The 16,440-nt window shown below is 73.7% G+C and carries 15 protein-coding genes; 9 read left to right on the plus strand and 6 right to left on the minus strand.

Annotation, left to right across the window (positions count from 1 at the left end):
• Positions 1–307 precede the first annotated feature (307 nt).
• Positions 308–589, minus strand: coding sequence for an HPr family phosphocarrier protein (locus ACIPK4_RS29510; protein WP_053691473.1), 282 nt, complete (start codon positions 587–589; stop codon positions 308–310).
• Between the two features lie 185 nt (positions 590–774).
• Between ACIPK4_RS29510 and ACIPK4_RS29515 the strand changes: the two genes are divergently transcribed.
• The 4 genes from ACIPK4_RS29515 to ACIPK4_RS29530 are packed head-to-tail and all read left to right on the plus strand — an operon-like array spanning position 775 to position 6,175.
• A complete protein-coding gene (locus ACIPK4_RS29515; RefSeq protein WP_402318078.1) occupies positions 775–3,618 on the plus strand; it encodes a GNAT family N-acetyltransferase in 2,844 nt (947 codons plus the stop codon).
• A 41-nt stretch (positions 3,619–3,659) separates the two neighbouring features.
• A complete protein-coding gene (locus ACIPK4_RS29520) occupies positions 3,660–4,265 on the plus strand; it encodes a DUF5998 family protein (RefSeq protein ID WP_402318081.1) in 606 nt (201 codons plus the stop codon).
• Positions 4,265–5,467: an alkaline phosphatase family protein gene (locus ACIPK4_RS29525; RefSeq protein WP_402318084.1), complete on the plus strand. Its 1,203-nt coding sequence runs from the start codon at positions 4,265–4,267 to the stop codon at positions 5,465–5,467. The genes ACIPK4_RS29520 and ACIPK4_RS29525 overlap by 1 nt, the downstream gene beginning before the upstream one ends.
• A 57-nt stretch (positions 5,468–5,524) precedes the next feature.
• On the plus strand, positions 5,525–6,175 hold the full coding sequence (locus ACIPK4_RS29530) for a thymidine kinase (protein ID WP_054227502.1): 651 nt from the start codon (positions 5,525–5,527) through the stop codon (positions 6,173–6,175).
• A gap of 19 nt (positions 6,176–6,194) precedes the next feature.
• Here ACIPK4_RS29530 and ACIPK4_RS29535 read toward each other — a convergent pair whose 3' ends face one another.
• Entirely contained in the window at positions 6,195–6,995 is an 801-nt protein-coding gene (locus ACIPK4_RS29535; protein WP_402318087.1) for a VOC family protein, read from the minus strand.
• Positions 6,996–7,171: 176 nt separating this feature from the next.
• Between ACIPK4_RS29535 and ACIPK4_RS29540 the strand changes: the two genes are divergently transcribed.
• Positions 7,172–8,035 (plus strand): sulfurtransferase, encoded by an 864-nt coding sequence (locus ACIPK4_RS29540; protein WP_402318090.1) that lies wholly within the window; start codon positions 7,172–7,174, stop codon positions 8,033–8,035.
• 60 nt (positions 8,036–8,095) lie between these two features.
• Here the strand turns inward: ACIPK4_RS29540 and sepH are convergent, their stop codons facing one another.
• The gene (gene sepH / locus ACIPK4_RS29545; RefSeq protein ID WP_402318093.1) at positions 8,096–9,112 is read right to left on the minus strand and encodes a septation protein SepH; all 1,017 of its coding nucleotides are present in this window, start codon (positions 9,110–9,112) and stop codon (positions 8,096–8,098) included.
• Between the two features lie 547 nt (positions 9,113–9,659).
• Between sepH and ACIPK4_RS29550 the strand changes: the two genes are divergently transcribed.
• Positions 9,660–10,481, plus strand: a complete 822-nt coding sequence (locus tag ACIPK4_RS29550) for a hypothetical protein (RefSeq protein WP_402318096.1) — start codon at positions 9,660–9,662, stop codon at positions 10,479–10,481.
• Between the two features lie 6 nt (positions 10,482–10,487).
• Here ACIPK4_RS29550 and ACIPK4_RS29555 read toward each other — a convergent pair whose 3' ends face one another.
• Positions 10,488–11,831 carry a D-arabinono-1,4-lactone oxidase gene (locus ACIPK4_RS29555; RefSeq protein ID WP_402318099.1) on the minus strand — a complete coding sequence of 448 codons (1,344 nt, stop codon included), beginning with the start codon at positions 11,829–11,831 and terminating at the stop codon, positions 10,488–10,490.
• Positions 11,776–13,038, minus strand: coding sequence for an MFS transporter (locus ACIPK4_RS29560; protein ID WP_054227496.1), 1,263 nt, complete (start codon positions 13,036–13,038; stop codon positions 11,776–11,778). The genes ACIPK4_RS29555 and ACIPK4_RS29560 overlap by 56 nt, the downstream gene beginning before the upstream one ends.
• Positions 13,039–13,223: 185 nt before the next feature.
• Here ACIPK4_RS29560 and ACIPK4_RS29565 point away from each other — a divergent pair, with 185 nt between their 5' ends.
• Positions 13,224–14,393: a ferrochelatase gene (locus ACIPK4_RS29565; protein ID WP_402318102.1), complete on the plus strand. Its 1,170-nt coding sequence runs from the start codon at positions 13,224–13,226 to the stop codon at positions 14,391–14,393.
• A gap of 15 nt (positions 14,394–14,408) precedes the next feature.
• Positions 14,409–15,209, plus strand: a complete 801-nt coding sequence (locus tag ACIPK4_RS29570; protein ID WP_402318553.1) for an inositol monophosphatase family protein — start codon at positions 14,409–14,411, stop codon at positions 15,207–15,209.
• A gap of 158 nt (positions 15,210–15,367) precedes the next feature.
• On the opposite strand, the gene ACIPK4_RS29575 is transcribed toward ACIPK4_RS29570, so the two are convergent.
• Positions 15,368–15,535, minus strand: a complete 168-nt coding sequence (locus tag ACIPK4_RS29575; protein WP_376204929.1) for a hypothetical protein — start codon at positions 15,533–15,535, stop codon at positions 15,368–15,370.
• 246 nt (positions 15,536–15,781) lie between these two features.
• Between ACIPK4_RS29575 and ACIPK4_RS29580 the strand changes: the two genes are divergently transcribed.
• Positions 15,782–16,435 (plus strand): response regulator transcription factor, encoded by a 654-nt coding sequence (locus tag ACIPK4_RS29580; RefSeq protein ID WP_030036265.1) that lies wholly within the window; start codon positions 15,782–15,784, stop codon positions 16,433–16,435.
• Positions 16,436–16,440: the final 5 nt, after the last annotated feature.

Here is a 16,440-nt window from a genome sequence, read left to right on the forward strand (position 1 = left end):
GCCGTCCCTGCCGCCACCACCTCCGCCACCCCCTCCGCTGCCTCTCCCACCACCTCCTCGCCCCCCCCCCCCACCCCCCCCCCCCCCCCCCCCCCCGAACACCCGCCCCCGCCCCCCCCCCCCCACCCCCCCCACCCACCCCCAACCCCCCCCCCCCCCCCCCCCCACCCCCCCCCCCCCCCCCCCCCCCCCCCCCCCCCCCCCCCCCCCCCCCCCCCCCCAACCCCCCCCCCCCCCCCCCCCCCCCCCCCCCCCCCGCCCCCCGGCCGCCCGCGGCCTCTTCGCATGTCCGGGCGAACCCGAAGGGTCAGACGGTCTCGGGGAGCTCTTCGAGGCCCTCGGCGACCAGCTTTGCGAGGCGGTCCAGCGCGGCCTCGGCGCCCTCGGCGTCGGACGCGAGGATGATCTCCTCGCCGCCCTGCGCGCCCAGGCCCAGCACCGCCAGCATGGACGCGGCGTTGACGGGGTTCCCGTCGGCCTTCGCGATGGTCACCGGGACACCGGAAGCGGTCGTCGCACGGACGAAGATCGAGGCGGGACGAGCGTGCAGGCCCTCGGCCCACCCGACGTTGACGCGGCGCTCTGCCATGGTGATGCCCTTCAGGTTCTTACGGGTTGTCTAGACCAGTCTCTCACGACGCCTCGCATGCTCCGACCGACCTTCGGCCCGGATCCTCCGCCGCTGGACCTACCCCAGCTTGCACTGGTTTGACCCTGGCTGCCGCGTGCGCCGCGCAGGGAGCCGTCCGGCCGGTCTGCCCTTAAGATCACCGCATGACCACCCCGTCGGACCCCTCGTACCCGGCCCACTGGGAGGCGGACGTCGTCCTGCGCGACGGCGGCACCGCCCGGATCAGGCCCATCACCACCGAGGACGCGGGCCGGCTGGTCAGCTTCTACGAGCAGGTCTCCGACGAGTCGAAGTACTACCGCTTCTTCGCGCCCTACCCCCGGCTCTCCGACCGCGACGTGCACCGCTTCACGCACCACGACTACGTGGACCGGGTCGGCCTCGCGGCGACCGTCGGCGAGGAGTTCATCGGCACCGTCCGCTACGACCGGATCGGCCCCGACGGCCGGCCCGCCTCCGCCCCCGCCGACGAGGCCGAGGTCGCCTTCCTCGTGCAGGACGCCCACCAGGGCCGCGGAGTGGCCTCCGCGCTCCTCGAACACATCGGCGCGGTCGCCCGCGAGCGGGGCATCCGCCGGTTCGCCGCCGAGGTGCTGCCCGCCAACAACAAGATGATCAAGGTGTTCACGGACGCCGGCTACCAGCAGAAGCGCAGCTTCGAGGACGGCTCCGTCCACCTGACCCTCGACCTGGAACCCACCGCCGAGTCCCTGGCCGTGCAGCGGGCCCGCGAGCAGCGCGCCGAGGCCCGCTCCGTACAGCGGCTGCTGGCCCCCGGCTCGGTGGCCGTCATCGGAGTCAGCCGCTCCGGCGGGGGCGTCGGCGCCGCCGCCCTGCGCAACCTGCGCGACAGCGGATTCCGCGGGCACCTCTACGCCGTCAACGAGGCGGCCACCGCCGATCTGCTGGACGGCGTACGGGCCTACCGCGCGCTCGGTGACATCGACGCCCCGGTCGACCTCGCGGTGATCGCGGTCCCCGCCGCCCGGGTCCCCGAGGCCGTGGCGGCCTGCGGGGAGCACGGAGTGCAGGGGCTCGTGGTGCTCTCCGCCGGGTACGGGGAGAGCGGCCCGGCCGGGCTCGACCGGCAGCGCGAACTGGTGCGCCAGGTCCGCTCGTACGGAATGCGGCTGATCGGGCCGAACGCCTACGGCGTGATCAACACCGCACCGGAGGTCGCGCTCAACGCCTCCCTCACCCCGGCGCCCGCGCCGATCCGCGGCCGCATCGGACTGTTCACCCAGTCCGGGGCGATCGGCATCTCGCTGCTCTCCGCGCTGCTGCGGCGGGGCGCGGGGCTGTCGTCCTTCGTCTCCGCGGGCAACCGGGCGGATGTCTCCGGCAACGACATCCTCCAGTACTGGTACGAGGACGAAGCCACCGACGTCGCGCTGATGTACCTCGAAACCCTCGGCAACCCGCGGAAGTTCACCCGGCTCGCCCGGCGGACGGCGGCCGAGAAGCCGGTCGTCGTCGCGAGGGGAGGCGGCCGCCACACCCCCGCCGGGCACGTGGTCCCCGGAACCGGCCTGGCGGACACCACGGTCTCCGCACTGCTCCGGCAGGCCGGGGTGATCCGGGTCGACACGGTCACGGAGCTGGTCGACGTCGGCCTCCTGCTGGCCTCGCAGCCGCTGCCCGCCGGACCGCGCGTGGCGATCCTCGGGAACTCGGAGTCGCTCGGCGTCCTCACCTACGACGCGTGCCTCGCGCAGGGGCTGCGCCCCGCGGTCCCGCTGGACCTGACGACGGCGGCGACGCCGCAGGACTTCCGGCTGGCACTGGGCGCCGCGCTGGCCTCCGCCGAGAACGACGCGGTGATCGTCACGGTGATCCCCTGGGTGAACGAGCAGACGCCGCAGGACGACCTGGCCGGAGCCCTCCGGGACGCGGTCGCGGGCCGTCCCGGCAAACCGGTGGCCGTGGTCCACGTCGAGCTGGCGGAGCTCGTCGACGCCCTCTCCCCGGCCGGGGCCCTGCCCGGAGCCGGCCCCCGCACCGGCCCCCGGGGTGTTCCGCTGCCCGGAACCCCGCTCCCGCACCCCGGCACCCCGCGCACGGACACCGCCGCACCCGCCGCGCCCGCAGCCGGCGGAACCGGTTCCGGTGAGGCCCCGGACGTGCGGATCCCGGCGTACCCGGCCGCCGAGCGGGCCGTCCGGGCCGTCGCCGAGGCCGTCCGGTACGGGCAGTGGCGGCGGGCCAACGCCGACGCCGGTCAGGTCCCCGCGTACGAGGACATCGACGAGGCCGGGGCCGCCGCCCGGCTCGCCCGCCTGCTGGCGGACGCCGGCGATCGCGCGCTCACCCTCACCGAACCCGACGCCGGCGCGCTGCTCGCCCACTACGGGATCCGGGTGCTCCCCACCCTGCCCGCGCCCACCGCGGACGACGCGGTCTCGGCAGCGCGGACCCTGGGCTACCCCGTCGCCCTCAAGACCACGGCCCCGCACCTGCGCCACCGCGCGGACCTCGGCGGCGTACGCCTCGACCTCGCGACCGAGGCCGACCTGCGCCGCTCGTACGAGGAGCTCACCGACCTCCTGGGAACCCCCGCCGAGCTGCAGCCCGTCGTCCAGGCCATGGTGCCCCGCGGGGTCGACACCGTCGTGCGGTCCGTGATCGACCCCGCCGCGGGCGCCGTCCTCTCCTTCGGGCTCGCCGGCGTCGCCTCCGAGCTGCTCGGCGACACCGCCCACCGCCTCGTCCCCGCCACCGACCGGGACGCGGCAGGGCTGATCCGGTCCATCCGGGCCGCACCCCTCCTCTTCGGCTGGCGCGGCAGCGACCCCGTCGACACCGCCGCCCTCGAAGAGCTCCTGCTGCGGCTGTCCCGGCTCGTCGACGACCACCCCGAAGTGGTGGGCGTCACCCTCGAACCGGTCGTCGTCGCCACCGAGGGGCTCTCCGTGCTCAGCGCCACCGTCCGGGTGGCCCGTCCCCCCGCCCGCACCGATCTCGGTCCCCGGACGCTCCCCAGCTACTGAGCGGGTACGGGGCGCCCGGGGCGCCCCGTACGGGCCTTAGGATGGACCCCATGGCGAAATCCGGTACGACGACCCAGGGGCTGCGCACGGCGATCGAGCGCAGCGGCTACTACCCGGCCCTCGTGGCCGAGGCCGTGGAGGCCGCGGTGGGCGGCGAGCCGATCTCGTCGTACCTGGTCCACCAGGAGACGACCTTCGACTCCAACGAGGTGCGCCGACACGTCACCGTCCTGGTCCTGACCGGGAACCGCTTCATCGTGAGCCACACCGACGAGCAGGCCGCCGACGCCGGGTCGCCGTCCCCGTACGCGACCACCTCCACCGAGTCCGTCAAGATCGGCGCGATCTCCTCCGTGGTGCTCAGCCGCGTCGTCGCCAACCCCGAGTCGTACACCCCCGGCACCCTGCCCCGCGAGGTCGTCCTGACCATCGGCTGGGGCGCGGTCTCCCGGATCGACCTGGAGCCCGCCGCCTGCGGCGACCCGAACTGCGACTCCGACCACGGCTACACGGGCAACTCCACCGCCGACGACCTCAGCCTGCGGGTCAGCGAGGCGGGCGACGGCCCGGAGGCGGTCCGCCAGACCCTCCTCTTCGCGCAGGCCCTCTCCGAGGCAACGGCAGCCACGTCCGGCCCCGCCCGCTGATGGCCTATTCCGTACCGTCGAACTGGGACGAGCCGGAGCTGCTGGACCTGTCCGGCGCCCCCGTGCCCGAGTACGGCACCGGCTCGCTCGCCGACCTGCTGCCGACCCTGGTGGCCGGCCAGGGCGTGCCCGGGTACACCGCCGCCATCGCCGAGCTCACCCCGGCCGACCGGAACTGCGTGTTCCTGGTCGACGGCATGGGCTGGGAGCAGATCAAGGCCCACCCGGACGAGGCCCCGTACCTCACGTCCCTCCTCGGCAGCTCGCGCGGCGGCACCGGCCGGCCGATCACCGCGGGCTTCCCGGCGACCACCGCCACCTCGCTGGCCTCCGTCGGCACCGGTCTGCCCCCCGCCCGGCACGGCCTGCCCGGCTACACGGCGCGCAACCCGGCCACCGGCGAGCTGATGAACCAGCTCCGCTGGCACCCGTGGACCGCGCCGAAGCCCTGGCAGCCCTATCCGACCGTCTTCCAGCAGGCCGACAAGGCGGGGGTGGCCACGGCGCAGGTGTCCTCGCCCGCCTTCCAGACCACCCCGCTCACCAAGATCGCGCTGAGCGGCGGCACCTTCCTCGGCCGGATGACCGGCGAGGAGCGGATGGACCTCGCGGCGCAGCGCCTCGAGGCCGGCGACCGCGCGCTGGTGTACACGTACTACAGCGAACTCGACGGGGCCGGCCACCGGCACGGCGTGAACTCCGACGCCTGGCGCGGCCAGCTGATGTACGTCGACCGGCTGGTGCAGCGGCTCGCCGAGCAGCTCCCGCCGCGTACCGCGCTGTACGTGACCGCCGACCACGGCATGGTGGACATCCCCTTCGACGAGGACTCCCGGATCGACTTCGACGAGGACTGGGAGCTGGGCGCGGGCGTGGCCCTGCTCGGCGGCGAGGGCCGGGCCCGGCACGTGTACGCCGTACCGGGCGCCGAAGCCGACGTCCTCACCGTCTGGCGGGAGGTGCTGGGCGACCGGTTCTGGATCGCGAGCCGCGAAGAGGCCCTGGAGCTGGGCTGGTTCGGGCCGCCGGGGGAGTGCGACGAGCGCGTGCTCGGCCGGATCGGCGACGTCGTCGCCGCCGCCCATGCCGACGCCGCGATCACCGCGTCCGTGAACGAGCCCAACGAATCGGCGCTCGCCGGGATGCACGGCTCCATGACCGCGGCCGAGCAGCTCGTCCCGCTGCTCGAAGTCCGCAGCTGACCCACCGATCCTCCGGAAACCTCCCGCCGACCACGACCCGAAAGGTCCCGTTCCTCCATGCCCGAACTGGTGTTTTTCTCCGGCACGATGGACTGCGGGAAGAGTACGCTGGCGCTCCAGATCGGCCACAACCGGTCGGCGCGGGGCCTCCAGGGCGTGATCTTCACGCGCGACGACCGCGCGGGCGAGGGCAAGCTGTCCTCGCGCCTCGGCCTGGTGACCGACGCGGTCGAGGCGGCCCCCGGCATGGACCTGTACGGGTACCTGGTGGGCCAGATGTCGAAGGGCGCCAAGGTCGACTACGTCATCGTGGACGAGGCGCAGTTCCTCGCCCCCGAGCAGATCGACCAGTTGGCCCGCGTCGTGGACGACCTGGACCTGGACGTCTTCGCGTTCGGCATCACCACCGACTTCCGCACCAAGCTGTTCCCCGGCTCGCAGCGGCTCATCGAGCTGGCGGACCGGATCGAGACCCTCCAGGTCGAGGCGATGTGCTGGTGCGGCGCCCGCGCCACCCACAACGCCCGCACGGTGGGCGGCGAGATGGTCGTGGAGGGCGAGCAGGTCGTCGTCGGCGACGTCAACCGCTCACCCGAGGAGGTCGGTTACGAGGTGCTGTGCCGTCGTCACCACCGTCGGCGGATGACGAGCGACGCGGCCCACGCCGCCGCCCTCTCCCCGGACGTCCTGCCGGTCAACCCCGCCTGAGGGGCCGGTCCGGCGACGGTCAACGGCCGTTCCCGGGGCGCCGTTCCACGACGGTGAAGACCGCGCCCTCCGGGTCGGTGACCGTGGCCACCCTGCCGGTCAGCCCCTCGCGGGGCGGCTGGACGACGCGCCCGCCGAGCCGGTGGACCCGGGCCGCGGCCATGTCGGCGTCCTCGACCTGGAAGTACGTCATCCAGTGCGGGCCCCGGTCGTGCGGGAGCGAGCGCCCGACCCCGTGCACCGCGGCGACCGGCCGCCCGTCCAGCAGGAGCGTCACGTAGTCGAAGTCGGCGGCGGCCGTGGCGTGCGTCTCGGCCTCGTGGCCGAAGACGTGCGCGTAGAACTTGCCGACGGTCGAGGTGTCCTGCGTGACCAGCTCGCTCCAGACCGGGGTGCCGGGGACGCCGGACAGCCGGGTCCCGATGTGCTCCTCGGCCTGCCAGATCCCGAAGATCGCCCCCAACGGGTCGGAGCAGATCGCCACGCGCCCCTCGCCGCCCGCGTCCAGGGGGCCCACCGCGACCGTGCCGCCGCAGGAACGGATCGTCTCGGCCGTGGAGTCGGCGTCGTCGGTGGCGAAGTACGTGGTCCAGGCCACCGGAAGGTGCCGGTCCGGCGGCATCTCGCCAATGCCGGTCACCTCGTGGCCGTCGAGGAGGGCGCGGACGTACGGGCCGAAGGGCTGCGGACCCGGCTCGTACTCCCAGCCGAACAGGTCGGTGTAGAAGGCCTCCGTGGTCCCGAGGCCGTGCACCATCAGACTGGACCAGCAGGGTGTGCCGGGCGGGCGTCGCCGCGCGGCTTCCGGTGCCTCGGTCATGTCAGCGGTTCTCCTCCGTCGTCGCTCATCCCGGACCAGATGCTTCCACTCCGGACGGTCCGGCGCGCTCCGACCGGCCGGGTTTCGCCGATGCGGGCAGAGATGACCGAATCGGTGCGGACGGGTGATGTCGGGCTTGTTACGACGGTCGCGCGGCGGGGAGGAAGATGGGCCGCATGACTGAGAACTCCGTGAACTCCGCTCCTTCCGCGATCGTCTCCGCGTCCGAACTGAGGGACGAGCTGGCCGGCCCCCGGCCGCCCGTGCTGCTGGACGTCCGCTGGCAGCTCGGCGGGCCGGACCTCCGGTCCGCGTACGAGGCCGGTCACCTGCCGGGGGCGGTGTACGTGGACCTGGACCGCGAACTGGCAGGTCCGCCGGGAGCGGGCGGGCGGCACCCGCTGCCGGAGCCGGAGGAGTTCGGCGCGGTGATGCGCAGGGCCGGGGTCTCGGCGGACAGGCCGGTGGTCGTGTACGACGGGGGCCTGGGCTGGGCCGCCGCCCGGGCGTGGTGGCTGTTGCGCTGGACGGGTCACACGGGTGTGCGGGTGCTGGACGGGGGCCTGGCCGCATGGACGGCGTCGGGCGGTCCGGTGTCCGCCGACGAGGTGACGGTTTCGGAAGGCGATTTCAAGCCAAACCCGGGAGCGGTGGGGCTGCTCGACGCGGACGCGGCGGCGGCCCTCGCGCGCAGCGGGATCCTGCTGGACGCGCGGGCGGGGGAGCGGTACCGCGGCGAGGTCGAGCCGATCGACAGGGTCGGCGGGCACATCCCGGGAGCGGTGTCGGCGCCCACGACGGAGAACGTGGGCGCGGACGGGCTGTTCCTCGCGGCCGACGCGCTGAGGGAGAGGTTCGCCGGGCTGGGCGCCTCGGGCGAGGCCCCGGTGGGGGTGTACTGCGGGTCGGGGGTCTCGGGGGCGCACGAGGTCCTCGCGCTGGAGGTGGCCGGGATTCCGGCCGCCCTGTACGCGGGCAGCTGGTCGGAGTGGTCCGCGGACCCGGCGCGCCCGGTCGCCACGGGCCCGGCCCCCCAGTAGACCGGAGCCCGGCCGCGCCCCGGCCCGCAGGGCGTGGCCGGGGCGCAGGTCGGGCCGGCGCTACTCCTGTTTCTTGCGGCGGGTGCCGAAGACGATCTCGTCCCAGCTCGGGACCGCCGCGCGGCGGCCCGGGCGGACGCCGTCGGCCTCCGCCTGGCGGTCCGTGGTGCCCGTCAGGCGGTCGCGGTGGCCCGCCACCGTGCGCGGCATCAGGACGTCCGCGTACGCGGAGCCGGCGCCCGCGCTCGCCGAGGCGGCCGGCGGCTCCTCCGCCTCCGGTTCCTCCGCCGGGGGCTCGGGCCGTTCCGGGACCACCAGGTCTCCGCGGAAGCTCGGTACGGCCTCCAGCAGGCTCGTCAGGGTGTCCCGCTCCTCCTCCGGCTCGGGGGCCGGCGCGACCGGGCGTTCCAGCTGGCGGTCCAGGGCGCGGTCCAGCGGCCGGTCCCGCGGCAGCCGCGCGATCCTCGGCACGAACGGGAAGCTCGGCTCCGGCGTCGCCGGCAGGTCGTCCGCCTCGCCGATCAGGGAGCGGGCCTCGTCGTCCACGGCGACGACCAGCCGGCGCGGCGGGTCGTACGTCCAGCTCGCCGAGTGCGGCTCACCGGCGACCCGGTAGACCAGGAGGACCTCCCAGGTGCCGTCGTCGCGGCGCCAGGAGTCCCACTGGACGGAATCCTTGTCGGCCCCGCGCAGCAGCAGCCGCTCCTGCACGGCCTCGCCGAGCTGGGGGCCGGTGTTCTCGCCGGGGCGGCGCACGGGCGTCTTGCGGGCCCGTTCCGCCATGAACGCGCGCTCGGCCAGCACCGGGCCCTCGAAGCGGCGTACGCGGTCGACGGGGATGCCGGCGAGCTGGGCGACCTCCTCGGCGGAGGCACCGGCCCGTATGCGGGCCTGGATGTCGCGGGGGCGGAGGTGGCTCTCCACCTCGATCTCGATCTGGTTCAGGCGCGCGCGGTCGTTGCGCACGGCAGCCCGCAGCCGCTCATCGATCGGAAGCGTGTACTCCGTGCTGTCCGCAGCCTTGAGCACCAGTCGTGTGCCGTCATTTGAGACGGCCACGACACGCAGTTCGGGCATGGGGACCTCCCGGGTGGTGCCTGCCGACGTCACGTGCGTCGCTGCTTCCGCTAGTCGAGTGTGGCCTGCCCGGGTGCAGCCTGCCACAACCTTGCCGAGTTCAACCGGCGTGTCGGGCATGCGCCCTTGATCGCCGTTATGGCACGGTTACCTGTTGGGCACGCACAGTGACCAAATGGTTACTGTGCGCATCAGGAACGCGCGCAATGCCGCGGCATCACCGGTCTCGAGTGCCGTTTCTCCATCAGTCGGCCCCCTCTCCCGAGTCCGGACATCCAGAAGGAAGGACGGCCCCAGGGCTCGCCACAGTACTCCATTCGGGCCACCTGGGTGGACCGCCGCGCCGCCGAACTTGTCGCGGGCGGCGGGAGTTGGGCTGCCCCGAATCGGGCCGGGCCTGCGGCCGCACCCGTTTTCGGGTGTCCTGCTTCACAGAATCACCAGAAACGGAACTATCTGTTTCGCTCGGCGGTCAGTAACTGCTGAGAGCGGTGGAGCGCGAGAGACCGCGCGAGGTCGAGAGAGGCAGCACACACAGGGGATGAGGATGGGTCAGAAGACCGCGCCCGAGGCCGAACCGGCGTCCGGGACCGAGACGAAGAGACTCGATCTGAGCGTGGCCCAGATCGCGGGCTCCTCCCTCGCCACCGTCGCGGCGGCCCTGCTCGCCTCGAAACTGGGCGTCTACGGGACCATCCTCGGCGCCGGCGTGGTGAGCGTGGTCGCCACCGCGGGCGGCCCCGTCATCCAGCACCTGTTCAGGCGAACCGGCGACCGGCTGCGCGGGAGCGCCCGTCCCGGGGCCCGTCAGGTCCCGCTGTCCGCCGGGGAGGAGGAGGCGCCCGACGGGGCCCTGCTGCTCCGGGCGGTCCCGCCGTCCGGGGAGTTCGGCGAGGCCACCGTGCACGGCACCCGCGTACGGGGCTGGAGGCGCACCGCGGTGGCCTCGGGCGCGGCCTTCGCCATCGCGCTCGGCGGCCTCGGGGCGTACGAGGCCTTCTCCGGCACGGCGATCAGCCAGGGCGGTGGAACCATCTGGTCCGGCGGCACGCGCAAGGCGGGCGACGAGCGGCCCGCCGCTCCCGGCAAGGAGCCCGGCACCGACGGCAGGGGCGGCGGGAGGGCGCCGGGGGCCGGGAGTTCCCCGAGCCCCTCGGGCGAGGGCGGCGGCCGGGGCCCGAGCCCGAGCCCCGACGCCTCAGCCCCGGACACCGCGGCCTCCCCGGGGACCGGGGGCTCCCCGGACTCCGGGGGCCCGGCGCCGAGTCCGACCCCGCCGACGCCGAGCCCGAAGCCAACGCCCACCCCGGCCCCCACGGCCACCCCCACGCCGGACCCGAGCGGGAGGGGACGGCCGGGCTCCCCGTGACGGGGGCTACTCGCCCAGGACCCGCCGCAGGTAGTCGTTGCCGAACAGCCGGTCCGGGTCCAGCCGGTCCCGCAGCGCGGTGAACTCCCCGAAGCGCGGGTAGACGCGGGCGAAGTACTCCGCGTCCCGGGTGTGCACCTTGCCCCAGTGCGGCCGTCCGCCGTGCGCGGTGAAGATCCGCTCGGCGGCCGTGAAGTAGGCCTGGTACGGGGTGCCCTTGTACATGTGCACCGCGATGTACGCGGTCTCCCGCCCCGAGGCCGTGGACAGGGCGATGTCGTCCGCCGGGGCCGTGCGCACCTCCACCGGGAAGCTGATCCGCAGCCCGGAGCGGTCGACCGTCGCCTTGAGCTCCCGCAGTGCCTCGACCACCTGCTCGCGGGGGAGGGCGTATTCCATCTCCACGAACCGCACCCGGCGCGGGCTCGTGAACACCTTGTACGGGATGTCCGTGTAGGTGCGCGCGGACAGCGCGCGGCTGGCGACCCGGGCGATGGAGGGGATGGCCGCCGGGACCGCGCGGCCGAAGGAGTTGACGGCCTGGAAGAGGCCGTTGGACAGCAGTTCGTCCTCGACCCAGGCGCTCACGGCTCCGGGCGGGGCGGCGGGGCCCTGACTGCGGTTGTTGCGCTTGGTGTTGCAGTTGCCGGTGTGCGGGAACCAGTAGAACTCGAAGTGCTCGTTCTCCGCGAAGTGCTGCTCGAACTCGGCGGTCACCCGGTCGAAGCCCATGGGCTCCTCGCGGGCGGTCAGGAAGAAGACCGGCTCGACGGCGAAGGTGATCGCGGTGACGATGCCGAGGGCGCCGATGCCGATCCGGGCGGCCGCGAAGACCGCGCGCTCCTCGTCGTCTCCCTTCTCCGAGCAGGTGAGCAGCCGTCCGTCCGCCGTGACCAGTTCCAGGCCGCGGATCTGGGCGGCTATGGAGGCCGAGTCGCGGCCGGTGCCGTGCGTTCCGGTGCTGGTGGCCCCCGAGACCGTCTGCTCCATGATGTCGCCCATGTTGGTGAGCGACAGGCCCTCCCGGGCCAGGGCGACGTTGAGGTCCTTGAGCACCGTGCCGGCCGCGACCGTGACGGTGCCGGCGGCCCGGTCGATCTCCCGGATGCCGGCGAGCGCCTGCGGGCGGACGAGCACCCCGTCGGTCGCGGCGGCGGCGGTGAAGGAGTGGCCGGTGCCGACCGCCTTCACCTTCAGCCCGTCCTCGGCGGCCCGCCGCACCGTCTCCCGGAGCTCCTCGACCGAGGACGGAGTCACCACCCGGGCGGGTACGGCCGTGACGTTGCCCGCCCAGTTATGCCACGCGGTCCGTGTCCCCGGCCCGCTCCTGCCTGCTGTCGCCGTCCCCATCGCTAGAGGGCTCCTCCCCTTGCGCCGGCCTCGTCAGCCGGCGGTAACCCGCGAACGCGACCGCAGCCGCGGCGGCCCCCGAGGAGATCGAGACGACGTACCCGCGCTGGGCCCCGGCGGCGTCGATGACCAGACCGGTCACCGAGGAGCCGACCGCGACACCGACGGCGAGGCCGGTGGTGATCCACGTCATGCCCTCGGTGAGCTTCGCGCGTGGTACGTGCGCTTCGATCAGGGCCATCGTGGTGATCATCGTGGGAGCGATGGCGAGGCCCGAGACGAAGAGCGCCACGGCCAGAAACGGAAGGTTCCCGGCCAGTAGGAGGGGGATCATACTCACGGCCATGGCACAGATGCCCAGTACCCACCTGCGTTCGGTACGGCCCTTGAGGTGGAGCAGGCCGAAGACGATGCCGGCCAGACAGGATCCGGCCGCCCAGATGGCCAGGATGTAGCTGGCGGCGGACTTGTGGCCCTGCTCCTCGGCGAAGGCCAGGGTGGACACGTCGATGGATCCGAAGATCGCTCCGGTCGCCACGAAGGTGGCCGTCAGCACCTGGAGGCCGGGGGAGCGCAGGGCGGAGGTCCGGTCGCCGCCCTGGCTGCGCGGGTGCGGCGCCGGCTCGGTGGCACGCTGCGCGGTGAGCAGCCAGACGCCGATGAGCAGGCAGACCGCCGCGATGACCGGTCCGGCTTCCGGGAACCAGGTGGTGGACAGCCCGATGGCCAGGATCGGGCCGAAGATGAAGCAGACCTCGTCCACCACGGACTCGAAGGAGTACGCGGTGTGCAGCTCGCGCGGTGCGTCGCGGTAGAGCACGGTCCAGCGGGCGCGGACCATCGAGCCGACGCTCGGCACGCAGCCCGCGACGGCCGCGAAGACGAAGAGGGTCCAGTCGGGCAGCCCGTTCGCGGCGGCCAGCACCAGGGCGGTGACGGAGGCCACGGAGATCAGGGTCGCGGGGCGCAGCACCCGCCGCTGTCCGTACTGGTCCACCAGGCGGGACACCTGGGGGCCGATGAAGGCGGCGGCCAGGGCCAGGGTGCCGGTGAGGGCGCTGGCCATCGCGTAGCGCCCGGTGATCTCGGAGATCATCGTGAGGATGCCGACGCCCACCATGGATATCGGCAGCCGGCCTATCAGGCCGGCGGCGCTGAAGGCCTTGGTGCCGGGCGCCGCGAAGATCGCGCGGTAGGGACTGGGCAAGGTCTCTCCGTAAGGGACTTCTCAGGCCCGTACAGGCTACGACCGCCGACAAGGCACCCGCACGGGGAAGGTTCGGCACCGGCATCTTCCGCGCAGTGAACTTAGGGTCACCTTACCTGTGCTGCGTCCCGGGATGCGGACCGGCCTGTTCTCCCGGGCACACGCCGGGTGGCAGGATTCGAGACATGTCAGACCAGCTCCGCGCCGCCGCCCCGGCCCCGGCCGAAGGCCTCGCCGCCCCCTACGACGCCCTCCTGCTGCTCTCCTTCGGTGGCCCCGAGGGACCCGACGACGTCGTGCCGTTCCTGGAGAACGTCACGCGCGGCCGCGGCATCCCGCGCGAGCGCCTCAAGGAGGTCGGACAGCACTACTTCGGCTTCGGCGGGGTCAGCCCGATCAACGGGCAGAACCGCGAGCTGCTGGACGCGCTGCGCAAGGACTTCGCCGAAAACGGCCTGGACCTGCCCGTGTACTGGGGCAACCGGAACTGGGCCCCGTACCTGACCGACGTGATGCGGGAGATGGCAGCCGACGGGCGCCGCCGCATCGCGGTACTCGCGACCAGCGCCTACGCCTCGTACTCCGGCTGCCGCCAGTACCGGGAGAACCTCGCGGACGCCCTCGCGGCGCTGGAGGCGGAGGGTGTCGCCGAACTGCCGCGGGTGGACAAGCTGCGCCACTACTTCAACCACCCCGGCTTCGTGCAGCCGATGATCGACGGAGTCCTCGCGGCGCTCGAATCGCTGCCGCAGGAGGTGCGCGCCGGCGCGCACCTCGCCTTCACCACGCATTCGATCCCCACCGCGGCGGCGGACACCTCCGGCCCGGTGGCGGAGCACACCGCCGACGGTGAGGGCGGGGCGTACGTCAGGCAGCACCGGGACGTCGCGCAGGTGATCGCGGACGCGGTACGGGCCGAGACGGGCACGGAGCTGCCCTGGGAGCTCGTCTACCAGTCGCGCAGCGGCGCCCCGCACATCCCGTGGCTGGAGCCGGACATCTGCGACCACCTGGAGGCGCTGCACGCCGCAGGCGCGCCCGCGGTGGTGATGGTGCCGATCGGGTTCGTCTCGGACCACATGGAGGTCCTCTACGACCTCGACACGGAAGCGACCGCCAAGGCCGCCGGGTTGGGGCTGCCCGCCGCCCGGTCGGCGACGGTCGGGGCCGATCCGCGGTTCGCGGCGGCGGTCCGGGAACTGGTGCTGGAACGCGCCGCAGCCGAGCGGGGCGAGCCGGCGCAGCGCTGCGCACTGGGCCTGCTCGGGCCCAGCCACGACCTGTGCGCGGTGGGCTGCTGCCCGGCGCGCGCGCCCCGGCCGGCGGCCGCTGGCGCCGACAGCCCGTACGCCTAGGAAGGGCGGACCGTGATCTCCGAAGAGCTGAAGGCCGAACTGCTGGACGTGGCCCTGGACGCCGCCCGGCAGGCCGGGGAGCTGTTGCGGGACGGACGGCCGGCCGACCTCGCGGTGGCGGCGACGAAGAGCAGCCCGATCGACGTGGTGACCGAGATGGACATCGCGGCGGAGAAGCTGATCACCGGCGTCCTCGCGGGGCGGCGCCCCGACGACGGACTGCTGGGCGAGGAGGGCGCGGACAGCCCCGGGACCAGCGGGGTGCGCTGGGTCGTGGACCCGCTCGACGGCACCGTCAACTACCTGTACGGGCTGCCGAGCTGGAGCGTGTCGATCGCCGCCGAGTACGGGGGCGAGACCGTGGTCGGGGTCGTGGCGGCCCCGATGCGGCGCGAGACGTACCACGCGGTGCTCGGCGCAGGGGCCTGGCTGGACGGGGTCAGGCTGGCGTGCCGGGCGGCCGCGCCGCTGGACCAGGCGCTGGTCGGGACCGGGTTCGCGTACCTCCAGGCGCGCAAGGAACAGCAGGCCGTCGTCGCGCAGAAGGTGATCCCCCGGGTGCGCGACATCCGGCGCGGCGGATCGGCGGCGCTGGACCTCAGCGACGTGGCCGCCGGGCGGCTGGACGCGTACTACGAGCGCGGGCTCAACCCCTGGGACCTGGCCGCGGGCGAGCTGATCGCCCGGGAGGCCGGGGCGCTCACGGGCGGGCGGCCCGGGCAGCCGGCCTCCGGGGAGCTGGCGCTCGCCGCCACCCCGGCGGTGTTCGCCTCGCTCCAGCCGCTGCTGGACGAGGCCGGGGCCTGGCACGACTGAGGGACGTGACCGCGGGGCTGAGCGACCGTGACCTGGCCCCGGCGGGGCCCGGCATGAGGGAACCCCGGTATGAGGGAACCCGGTATGACCCCCTGGCATGAGGGAACCCCGGCTGCCGCATGCGGCAGCCGGGGTTCCGGCCGGAGTGAAGTGAGCCGTCAGCAGGCGGAGACGGCCACGCCGTGTTCGGCGGCGAGGCGCTGGAGATCTTCCAGTTCCGCCTGCTCCACCTCCACGAGGAAGTCGTCGCCCGTCTCACGGGCCTGGTTGAGGTCCGTCTGCGTGGCCCGGATGCGCTGCAGAAGACCCGCGGTGAATGCGTCCATGGTGGGTTCGCCCCCTCTTCGTGGGTCGGCGGCGGCACGTGGCAGTCCGCCGTCAGGGAGTGGTCGGGGTGTGATGTCGTCCTCCCCGGCACCCTGGGCGCAGAAACCTCGTGAGACGAGGGAATCCTCACTTCCGGCCCGTACAGGCCCCTGAGCGGCGCCTTACAGCCGGTTTACGGCTGAAACGGGCAGGATGGACGACGCCATACACACGTGTGCCCTCAGGGCTCTATGGAAGGAAACGACGTGCGCGTACTCGTCGTCGAGGACGAGCAGCTGCTCGCCGATGCGGTGGCCACCGGGCTGCGCCGGGAGGCCATGGCCGTGGACGTCGTGTACGACGGCGCCGCGGCGCTGGAGCGCGTCGGGGTGAACGACTACGACGTGGTCGTGCTCGACCGCGACCTCCCCCTCGTGCACGGCGACGACGTCTGCCGGAAGATCGTCGAGCTCGGCATGCCCACCCGCGTCCTGATGCTGACGGCGTCCGGGGACGTGAGCGACCGGGTGGAGGGCCTGGAGCTGGGTGCGGACGACTACCTGCCCAAGCCCTTCGCGTTCACCGAGCTGACCGCCCGCGTGCGCGCCCTGGGGCGGCGCACCACCGTCGCGCTGCCCCCCGTACTGGAGCGGGCCGGCATCAAGCTGGACCCGAACCGGCGCGAGGTGTTCCGGGAGGGCAGGGAGGTCCAGCTGGCTCCCAAGGAGTTCGCGGTGCTGGAGGTTCTCATGCGGAGCGAAGGGACCGTCGTCTCCGCCGAGCAGCTGCTGGAGAAGGCATGGGACGAGAACACCGACCCCTTCACGAACGTGGTGCGGGTGACGGTCATGACCCTGCGGCGCAAGCTCGGGGAGCCGCCGGTCATCGTGACCGTGCCCGGCTCCGGCTACCGGATCTGACGCGG

It is taken from the genome of Streptomyces sp. NPDC086989 (assembly GCF_044745505.1).
Taxonomy (GTDB): domain Bacteria; phylum Actinomycetota; class Actinomycetes; order Streptomycetales; family Streptomycetaceae; genus Streptomyces.